This window comes from Paenibacillus sp. sgz302148, assembly GCF_056120465.1.
In genome coordinates, this window is record NZ_JBVYOJ010000035.1 from 37,216 (window position 1) to 45,992 (window position 8,777).

The window sequence follows — 8,777 nt, forward strand, 5'->3', positions numbered from 1 at the left end:
TCTTATCTAGCTCTGTCGAAATGCTTCTTTTTTGGTGAGAATCGCATAAACCCAGTGGATCAGCTTGTTTACGCAGGCAATTACGGCCACTTTAAACGGTTTGCCTTCAGAACGCTTTTTCTCGTAGTAGGCTCGGAGCTTCTGGTTTCGAGAGCTACGCAAACCACAACGTACGGCTTGGTATAAGGCTGTTCGAGTCTCTTGGAACCACGTTTGGTAATCGTGTTTCGAGTCGCTGTAAACTTGCCGGAAGAGAACACGCTTGGATCGACACCGGCAAATGCAACCAGTTTCTTTGCATGATCAAATCGATCGATTTCCCCGACTTCAGCCAGAATTGTTGCAGCAATTTTGGTGCCAATGCCAGGTATCGATTGGATCAAATCATACTCCTGTAATTCTTCAGCCAGAGCATCTATCGACTGGTCAAGGTTGGCTAGATTCTCCTTGTACTGAAGAAGTAGGTTAATAAGCAGCTCCAGTGAGATAAGATGACTAGGAAAAGCTGTCTCCTTGAAAGGATTGCGCTCCGCGGCAGCCATTAGTTTCTGTGCACGTTCAAGCGCCCAAGTGGAATTAGAGCGCCCAGCAAGGCACTGGATCGTCGCCGTGATATCTTCCAGGGACTTGGCCAGCACCGATTGGGATGTAGGGTGAAGAGTCAGAAAACGAAGCGACAGCTTCGAATAGAGATCCCCAAATACACCATGGTATTCCGGAAAGACCTGATCGAGGACCGCCTGAAACTGCAGCTTCGCTTGCACATACATATCTGTTAAAGACTCATGCTGCCGTGTCAGATAGCGCAGATTCATTAGATATTGGCCACGTTTTTTATAAGGCTCCAACTCTTCCTTGTAAAACAATTCCCCTAGTTGGTACGCGTCAGCAATACCCGTTTTCACCTTACGTAAGTTGGTTTTTTTAGCCTGATGAGAAATCAAAGGATTAATAACGATGTACAAGTACTGATGCTCATCCAGAAACTGAACGACAGGGCTGTGGTAATGCCCGGTTGCTTCTAACACGACGGCAGGACGCAGTCCCGTAAAGACTCAAGCTCCTGTGCGTATCGTAGGAAAGACGCCAGCCCTCAAGATCATGCTCAAAACGAAAGGTCTTACCGTATGGCATTCCTCGATTTGTAAAAGCTTGTGCATGACTTTCTCCTTTGGAAATATCCAACCCTATGACGGGATTCATTCAACCACTCCTAATCTGTATTCGCCGGCAGCCCCTAACCTTCTTGTCGTCCACATTATCGCATGTGATTCGGAGTCAAAGCCCCAACTAGCCTAATCATGGTTTAACAAGTAGGGGGGATGAACGGAATAGCTCTCGGGATCCGAGTCCCACGGGCAGAAACGTTCGATCCCCGGCTACCTCAATCTTATGACCACACAAAAAGGAGGTCGACCAGTAAGTTCTGGTGACCTCATAATACGAACGGGCAGGATAATGCGATTGTTGAAACGAAATTAACAATAGATTTATTTCTTCAGTAAGTCAGGTTTGCGACATCATGTGGCATCAAAATAACTGTAAGTCAAATTCTAGAGACTAATGTGAAATGAGAAGGGAGAAATGAAAAAATGAAAACGAATGAAGAAATCAAATCGGAGGAAAGACTGGAGGACATAACAGGTATTACATGTATTTATATTCCGGTGAGCAATGTTTACGAGTCTGTTAAATGGTATCAAAAAAATTTAGGGTGTCAAAACACAGATCACAACAATCATGGACCTGGAATGGAAATAGCGATCTTGAGATTTCCCGATCATAATGGAAATTTCGCTGAAGCCGGTCTTCGGAGTACGGTGCCGGCTTTATTTCTGGGTACTGCAACAGAAGCAGCCGGGAGTTACGGTTATACATATGGCGATGGTTATCGACAACCTGTGGCTTGTTTCATTACTCCCCGTATTCAAGAGATGTACGATCGTTTCAAGAAAAACGGAGTGAACATCGTAACCGAAATTCCAGAAAACAGACCTTGCGGACCTAACTTTAGATTTTGCGACCCAGATGGGAATCTAATGGAAATATGGCAACCGTAATCGTTGAACTTACGGGCAGGATAGTGTGATTGTGGAAACGAAATTATTAATAGATTTATTTCTTCAATAAGTCAGGTTTGCGACATCATATAGCATCAAAATAAATGTAAGTCACCAAAACTAAGTTAATCAAAGGAGTTGTTAAGCGAATGGAACAAGAACTAAAACAAAACGTGCTAAACGAAGTAAAGGGAGTTGCTTATATCGGTTTTAAAGTTAGCGATGTTAACCGTTCAGTTCCATGGTATGTAGCTAATCTTGGTTGTCAAATAAGACAACAAGGTGATGGACTTGCCATTTTAAAAATGCCTTGGGGACCTGACATTGAGTTAAACAAGGCAAATCCGAATGAATTAGATCAATATCTTCCTTTCGGACTATATGTTAAAAATGTCAAAAAGTATCATAGCTTATTGCAAGAAAATAGCGTCAAGGTCACCGAAATTATTGATCAAGGCGGATGTGGACTTTTATTCAAAATGTATGATCCTGATGGTATCGAGATTCCTGTATGGGGAGGCTATACGGGGAGTGCTGGAGATAATTGGATCGATTAAAAGTTGGATATTGGGTCGAGTATACCCAATAAGTTAAGCTAACGGGCAGTTTACGTTAATTACGAGTGGGTTTTCGAGTATTATGCAGGTTTCTAATATTCACGATTGACATCTGAATTCTAACTGATACAATAACAATAATTAGGAAATGATACGAATGAAAACGATGAATGAACAAGATATGCTACATTTCGTTCAGAGAGGGATGTTTTGGTGTGAAATCCCACGAAACTTAGTATATTGCCGGTTCAGGAGTGCGGTTAATACCCGCCGGTTTGACTCGTTATAGTCAACAAGAGCTGATTGTTTCGCTATGCGCGAGGACAATAACTTGGGTGGTACCGCGATTAAAATCGTCCCAATTTTTGGGACGGTTTTTTTGTTGTAAAAATTCGGAATGGAACGGGGTAATATTGATGAAATTGTATACATCCCATGAAATTAGAACGAAGTTTATTCGGTTTTTCCAAGCCAAGGGTCATGAAGTCATTTCAAGTGCTTCTGTTTTACCCGATAACGATCCAACAGTTCTGTTTACGACAAGAGAATAATTGTGGTTATTCAAGAAGTCGACGGCATTACATAACACCATATTCACGCATCGGGCATTCGCCCTCGGTCCGGTAGAAGTTAGAAGTTCTTAGTTTAGGAGGAGTCTATATGATATTAGAAAAAGTTATAAATAGAATTGAAATACAAAGTGAATATAAGGATTTTGTTGATAAGTATAAAGATAATATACTGACCGAATTTAAAGGTAAGATTCATAGCATTTATATGTGTGGCTCGATTCCAAAAGGAACTGCTAAACCTTTTAAGTCAGATGCAGACTTTACTATTGTATGTGTAAATCCCAAAGATATTGATTACGAAAGATTGTCAAATATTAATGACCGGCTTTTGGAGGAATATCCAGTAGTATCTAAGATTGATACGACAATTTGCTCGATTGACGATGTATTAAGTAAACCAAATGATTGGGGTTTTTGGGTTAAGATAATTTGTGTTTGCATATATGGTCATGACGTTGGTGAAAAAGTACCACCGATAATTATTTCTCCAGAGTTCATTTTAGACTTAAATACAGAGACCAAGAAGGAAGTAGATCGTAGACATAGTTTACTTTCTAATGCTAGTGATAACACAATGAAAACTAGATTAATTAAAGGTTACTCTAAGAGATTAATTCGTGCATTATACTCTTTGGTTTTAGAAGATACAGGTGTATGGCAAGATGACATTATTAAGATGAAGAATGCCATATTAAACTATTGTGAGATTGACTCCGCTTTAGTTGATTATCTGTATGCTTGTTACTTAGATAGTAATAATGTACTTGTCGAAGAGTTTCTGGGAATTGCAGATGAAGTATATAGCTATTTTGAGAACGCCTTAAATGCAATGGCTGCTTCCAGAACTTCCTTCGACTAACACCGCGCTTCGGGTCACTCTGAGAAGCGAGTGACCTCATCCAGCCCCCTAAGCCCGTCGGGACGTCACTGCATTAGGTGTTCGGCAAGCCTCACAACTATTAGCAGCGACTCTAATTAAAACATAAGACTATTGAGCTAACGGATACGATAGTGTGGAGCTACCGCAGGGTAGCTCCACTTTTATACTCATTGAAGTAATGGGCAGATTTGCACAACAATTGGACAGATATTTGGTGAAGAAGACACACTTTGTCTGCTACACATTCTCTTTTTCCTCAGCATCTCTCAATGCCATCTTGTTAGCCAGCATCCGTGCCAGATGTGTTTGAACTTGCTCCAATTCATCTTTTTTTCTTTCGATCTCCTGCATCTTTTGAAGAAGAAGCTCAATTTTTTTTGAAAGGGGAAGCTCAAATGCCTCATCCGCTTGGATCACTTCTTTGAGTTCCGCTAACGTAAATCCTGCGGCTTGAAGCTTTTTGATCATCAGAAGATGTTCGACTGCCTCTTCGCAAAAGTCGCGATAATTGTTTTCCCACCGCTTAACGTGACGGTCATCCAGAAGTCCCTTTTTTTCGTAAAAACGAATAGCAGGAGGAGTTAAACCGGTCCTTTGCGCCAACGAATAAATTTTCATAATATTCTCCTCAAAATGACCTTGACCTTCAAGTATACTTTATAGTTTACACTCTATACGTCGAGCGGCACCATGTCAAAAGCATATGACGAAAATTCTAAAAGAAGGAGACACATGATGAGTACAATTCGCGCAATTGTTGTTGATCCCGTTGTAGAAGGACGTCTTAAGATTGACAAAGTAGAGCCCCCCATCCAGCTCCGTCGGAAGTATTAGTTCGCGTTTATGCGATTTCGCTCAATTTGGGCGAGGTGCGAACTACAACTAGAGCAAATGCAGGGTGGCGCCCGGGGTGGGATCTAGCGGGTATTGTTGAACAGCCGGCGTCCGATGGATCGGGGCCTGCATTCGGGGCAAGAGTCTTTGGAATGGTTCCTTCAGGTTCGTGGGCGGAGATCGTCGCCGTTAAGACGGCTTTTTTATCAGAAATCCCAGAAAGCGTAAGTTTTGCTCAGGCTGCAACTTTGCCCGTAGCTGGACTCACAGCTTTATATGCATTGGAGAAAGGAGGATTTCTGCTTAATCGCAAAATTTTGGTTACTGGAGCATCCGGCGGTGTGGGCTATTTTACCTGCCAACTGGCCAAACAAGCAGGAGCTATAGTTACCGCTCTTGTACGACGCGAAGAGCGTGCAGCTTATCTTCAAGAGGTAGGGATACACATGGTAGTTATTGGAGAAGACGTTAATGCAGCCCAATCGTTCGGCCCTTATGACGTTATCGTTGATACGTTGGGTGGAAAATCACTAAGCATCGTTTCGACATTTCTTGAAAAAGGCGGAAGTTGCATTAACGTTGGAGCTGCCACAGAACCGAAAATGACACTCCAGGATAGACTCGAATCTATACCGGATGGAGTAATCATTCTTGATGGAATAGGTAAGGTACCGAGTGTGTCAAAAGATCTTGGACGATTAGCCCGAATGGTTGCCGAGGGACGATTGAAACCGGAAATTACACAAGAGGCATCATGGACCGATATTGCAAAGGTTATTCAGAGCCTTTTGAACCGTCAAATTGCTGGTAAGGCGGTGCTGACTATCTCTTGATGCTGCGACGGAAACGATAGTAACATACGGGCTGCTGGAATCATTGGCAGCCCACTGTACTTTTGGGCATGATATGCTCAAAATCAAGTTGACTATACCACTAATGACATGCTTTATAATGACGTCATTATCCAAAAGGAGTTGATCATATGGTCATATTGACCTTTTGTTACAAACGAGATATCCCGTTCGATGAAAATTATTATTTTAATTCGCATCTCCCCAATCTGTCCAGGAAAACTGTTCTTGAAATGGGGGCTTCCAAGTACGAAGTGAAAAAAGTCTTATCTTCACCGGATGGCTCCCCTGTTCCATATTCATTTATATTCAATCTGTATTTTGAGTCAAATGCTGCTCTAGAAACATTTATCAGTGACCCTAGAATCAAAGCTTTGCAAGACGATGTATCTAACTATTACATCGGACAGCAAGATATATTTATCGAAGAAATCGTCACATCGTTCACAAGTAACGACTGAGCTAACGGATACATGAGTGGAGCAGCATGCCGCGGCAGTTGCTCCACTCTTTGGTGAAAGCGCAGGATAGTTTAATTTTTTTTCGAATATTTTAGGAATAATAGGTGTACTTAATGTCACCAAAATTTTGGATGAATGTTGAGACTTATCATGGTTCAGGTAGAGGGGGAGACGGGAATCCAATATAAATTTGTTGGAGATATAGAGACAAGAGTAAGTTATCTGGCTATATGGCGTGGAACATGTAATCAAGGTATACATGTATCAAGGACCAGAGCTCCAGATTACGAGGAGATACTCCCTTTTGACATGGCAAAAAGCGTGATACCCAAATATAAAATTATTAACAAAACGGATTTTTTAATAATGGTTATTACGCTAACGGGCAGATTAGCGTGGTGAATTTAAAACTATTTCCACTTATTTCCGTATATAATTAAGTAGTCCAAATATATTGTGTAAGGCGGGGCCACAATGCCGTATATAAATCTCCAAATAACGAAGGGTGCTAGTAGGGAGCAAAAGGCGCAAATCGTTAAAGAATTTACTCAGACCCTTGTCAATGTACTTGGCAAGAAACCTGAACATACCCATATTGTTATTCAAGAAATTGATGAAGAAAATTGGGGGTTCAGCGGTGTTTTGACAGACGATTTTCGAAGGAGTAAGTCTTAAGTTATTACGTTAACTGGGAACGATAGTGCAAAAAACAGGGAGCAGACCGCCGCGGCAGCTGCTCCCTGTTCCCGTTGAAGTAACGGGCAGAATAACGGAACTCACAATACATGGAAACGTATAATTAATCAACGACCAACCGTGGAGGTGGGGCATGACTAAACCGAATATTGGACTAAGAATGGCTTGGATTATTCCAAATATCTTAATGTACATTTTTTTCTTGGGTCTCTCTGTGTTTGTGTTTGCGAATTCAGAAGGGCTAAACAATATCAATCGACTTGGAATATGGCTTGTTACCCTTATTTTATTGCTGCTAATTGCACTTTTCGGCTCATACCGAATTTGGTCATGGATAAAGCAGGGGAAGTTGTAGCCCAACTGCGCGGAGAACGTCAGCGAGAACTCTACCGCCGGTTCTTTTAGCATACTGTACGAAAGCAGAGCAGTATGCCGCGGCAGCTGCTCCACTTTTTGTTAAACTAAAGGGCAGGATGGTTCCAATATGTGGTAATATGGATTTGTTGTGAAGGTATTCAAGGTGGTGCTGTAAATGTCCAATGATGGGATTAATAGGTCTAAAACATTAGAGGAGATTGAAGGGGTAATTTGGGGCGAACCGCAATTGCAATCCAATTTAGTTATAACAGCACATCGTTTAAGGAAAAAGCCTCTGAAGGATTTTACCGCAGGTGATTTAAGATTAATGATTGGGCAGCAGATAAGTTTAGGGCTACTTGTGCCAATTGCAATTGATGTATTAAAGGATGACCCTTTCGTTTGTGGGTCTTTTTACAGAGGTGACCTGTTAGAACATGTTATAAAACTGCCCTCTTCTTTTTGGGAGTCTCATGCAGAACTCTATTATCGCCTTGATGGGATTGTTACTGATGCTCGGTCTACAATAGAATCATTAAAACCTGTATTAGATTCTTATAAACGAACGTGAAGGTTTTAAGCTAACGAGGAACGTTAACATAATCAGGTTAAAACCTTCCATAAGAAGCAAACTAGATTTAATAGCGCTTTTTAAGTGAGTTATGGCGACTGTATGAAGCTGATAAACGTATTCAAGGGTTTAGTCCGAGTACATTGAAAGCCTATGCCCTACAGCTCAGGATGCTGGTAAGTGAACTAGGTGACCTGGATATTTCTGATGTTACTTTGAACTTATTGAAGGAATACTTGGCAAAGCAGTCCGAAGTTACGCGAGCCCAAAATGGACAAGCGTATTCCTAAGTTTTTGATCGAGGAAGATGTCATTCACTTGAAAATCTCTTGCCAGTTCCTAAGGGAAAGGGCTCTTCTAGAGTTTCTCTACAGTACCGGTTGCCGAATTGGAGAAGTGGAGAAGTTAAACATCGAAGACCTGAACTTTGAGAACTGCTCTGCAATAGTTAATGGCAAAGGTTCAAAACAGAGAGAAGTTTACTTTACAACCGAGTGTAAAGTGTGGTTGAAGAAGTATCTCGCGAGCCGTAAAGACTCCTGTAAAGCCTTATTTGTAACCGATGCTTATCCTACAAGACGAATGGCTATTCCGACGATCAGGTGGCTTTAAAACGGCTTGCTGATCGGGGGGAGCTCAAAGCAAATGTATATCCACGTTTTCGACATACCTACGCGTGCCAGTCCCTTGATAACGGAGCTCCATTAGATTTCATTCAAGGCATGTTGGGGCATGAAAAAGCATCAACCACTCAAATTTATGCCCAACTGCGCGGAGAACGTCGGCGAGAACTTTACCGCCGGTTCTTTTAGCATACTGTACGAAAGCAGAGCAGTATGCCGCTGATATGCTCCCCTTACGGTAGACAGGTGAAATAATAAAACCTGCTACGGTAAGGGGAGCTTTTTCATGCAAAAACGATCCTATTCGGCTTCTGA

12 protein-coding genes and 2 pseudogenes are annotated in these 8,777 nt (G+C 41.8%); 11 read left to right on the forward strand and 3 right to left on the reverse strand.

Annotated features, from left to right (window positions below; genetic code table 11):
- Nucleotides 1-6: 6 nt before the first annotated feature.
- Nucleotides 7-1,203 (reverse strand): annotated as a pseudogene (locus AC0LWM_RS31105) (IS110 family RNA-guided transposase).
- 389 nt (nt 1,204-1,592) lie between these two features.
- On the opposite strand from AC0LWM_RS31105, the gene AC0LWM_RS31110 reads away from it, so the two are divergent.
- The 4 genes from AC0LWM_RS31110 to AC0LWM_RS31125 all read left to right on the forward strand — a co-directional run bounded on the left by AC0LWM_RS31110 (nt 1,593) and on the right by AC0LWM_RS31125 (nt 4,048).
- Nucleotides 1,593-2,060, forward strand: coding sequence for a VOC family protein (locus AC0LWM_RS31110; RefSeq protein ID WP_474678930.1), 468 nt, complete (start codon nt 1,593-1,595; stop codon nt 2,058-2,060).
- A gap of 149 nt (nt 2,061-2,209) precedes the next feature.
- On the forward strand, nt 2,210-2,617 hold the full coding sequence (locus tag AC0LWM_RS31115) for a VOC family protein (RefSeq protein WP_474678931.1): 408 nt from the start codon (nt 2,210-2,212) through the stop codon (nt 2,615-2,617).
- A 416-nt stretch (nt 2,618-3,033) separates the two neighbouring features.
- The gene (locus tag AC0LWM_RS31120; protein ID WP_474678932.1) at nt 3,034-3,168 is read left to right on the forward strand and encodes an alanine--tRNA ligase-related protein; all 135 of its coding nucleotides are present in this window, start codon (nt 3,034-3,036) and stop codon (nt 3,166-3,168) included.
- Between the two features lie 109 nt (nt 3,169-3,277).
- The gene (locus AC0LWM_RS31125) at nt 3,278-4,048 is read left to right on the forward strand and encodes a nucleotidyltransferase domain-containing protein (RefSeq protein ID WP_474678933.1); all 771 of its coding nucleotides are present in this window, start codon (nt 3,278-3,280) and stop codon (nt 4,046-4,048) included.
- Between the two features lie 258 nt (nt 4,049-4,306).
- Here AC0LWM_RS31125 and AC0LWM_RS31130 read toward each other — a convergent pair whose 3' ends face one another.
- Entirely contained in the window at nt 4,307-4,687 is a 381-nt protein-coding gene (locus tag AC0LWM_RS31130) for a MerR family transcriptional regulator (RefSeq protein ID WP_474678934.1), read from the reverse strand.
- 212 nt (nt 4,688-4,899) lie between these two features.
- Between AC0LWM_RS31130 and AC0LWM_RS31135 the strand changes: the two are divergent.
- From AC0LWM_RS31135 to AC0LWM_RS31165, 7 genes and pseudogenes are all read left to right on the forward strand, one after another.
- A pseudogene (locus AC0LWM_RS31135) lies at nt 4,900-5,112 on the forward strand (zinc-binding dehydrogenase); the annotation flags it as partial.
- A gap of 39 nt (nt 5,113-5,151) precedes the next feature.
- On the forward strand, nt 5,152-5,736 hold the full coding sequence (locus tag AC0LWM_RS31140; RefSeq protein ID WP_474678940.1) for a zinc-binding dehydrogenase: 585 nt from the start codon (nt 5,152-5,154) through the stop codon (nt 5,734-5,736).
- Nucleotides 5,737-5,885: 149 nt separating this feature from the next.
- Nucleotides 5,886-6,215, forward strand: a complete 330-nt coding sequence (locus AC0LWM_RS31145; RefSeq protein WP_167064856.1) for an EthD family reductase — start codon at nt 5,886-5,888, stop codon at nt 6,213-6,215.
- Between the two features lie 474 nt (nt 6,216-6,689).
- Nucleotides 6,690-6,890, forward strand: a complete 201-nt coding sequence (locus AC0LWM_RS31150; RefSeq protein WP_379307043.1) for a tautomerase family protein — start codon at nt 6,690-6,692, stop codon at nt 6,888-6,890.
- Between the two features lie 553 nt (nt 6,891-7,443).
- Entirely contained in the window at nt 7,444-7,839 is a 396-nt protein-coding gene (locus AC0LWM_RS31155) for a contact-dependent growth inhibition system immunity protein (protein WP_474678935.1), read from the forward strand.
- A gap of 270 nt (nt 7,840-8,109) precedes the next feature.
- Nucleotides 8,110-8,451: a tyrosine-type recombinase/integrase gene (locus AC0LWM_RS31160; RefSeq protein ID WP_474678936.1), complete on the forward strand. Its 342-nt coding sequence runs from the start codon at nt 8,110-8,112 to the stop codon at nt 8,449-8,451.
- Entirely contained in the window at nt 8,442-8,651 is a 210-nt protein-coding gene (locus tag AC0LWM_RS31165) for a tyrosine-type recombinase/integrase (protein ID WP_474678937.1), read from the forward strand. The genes AC0LWM_RS31160 and AC0LWM_RS31165 overlap by 10 nt, the downstream gene beginning before the upstream one ends.
- On the opposite strand, the gene AC0LWM_RS31170 is transcribed toward AC0LWM_RS31165, so the two are convergent.
- Nucleotides 8,551-8,777 (reverse strand): hypothetical protein (locus AC0LWM_RS31170; RefSeq protein WP_474678941.1); only part of this gene is annotated, 227 nt, incomplete at its 5' end. The two genes, AC0LWM_RS31165 and AC0LWM_RS31170, sit on opposite strands and share 101 nt — an antisense overlap.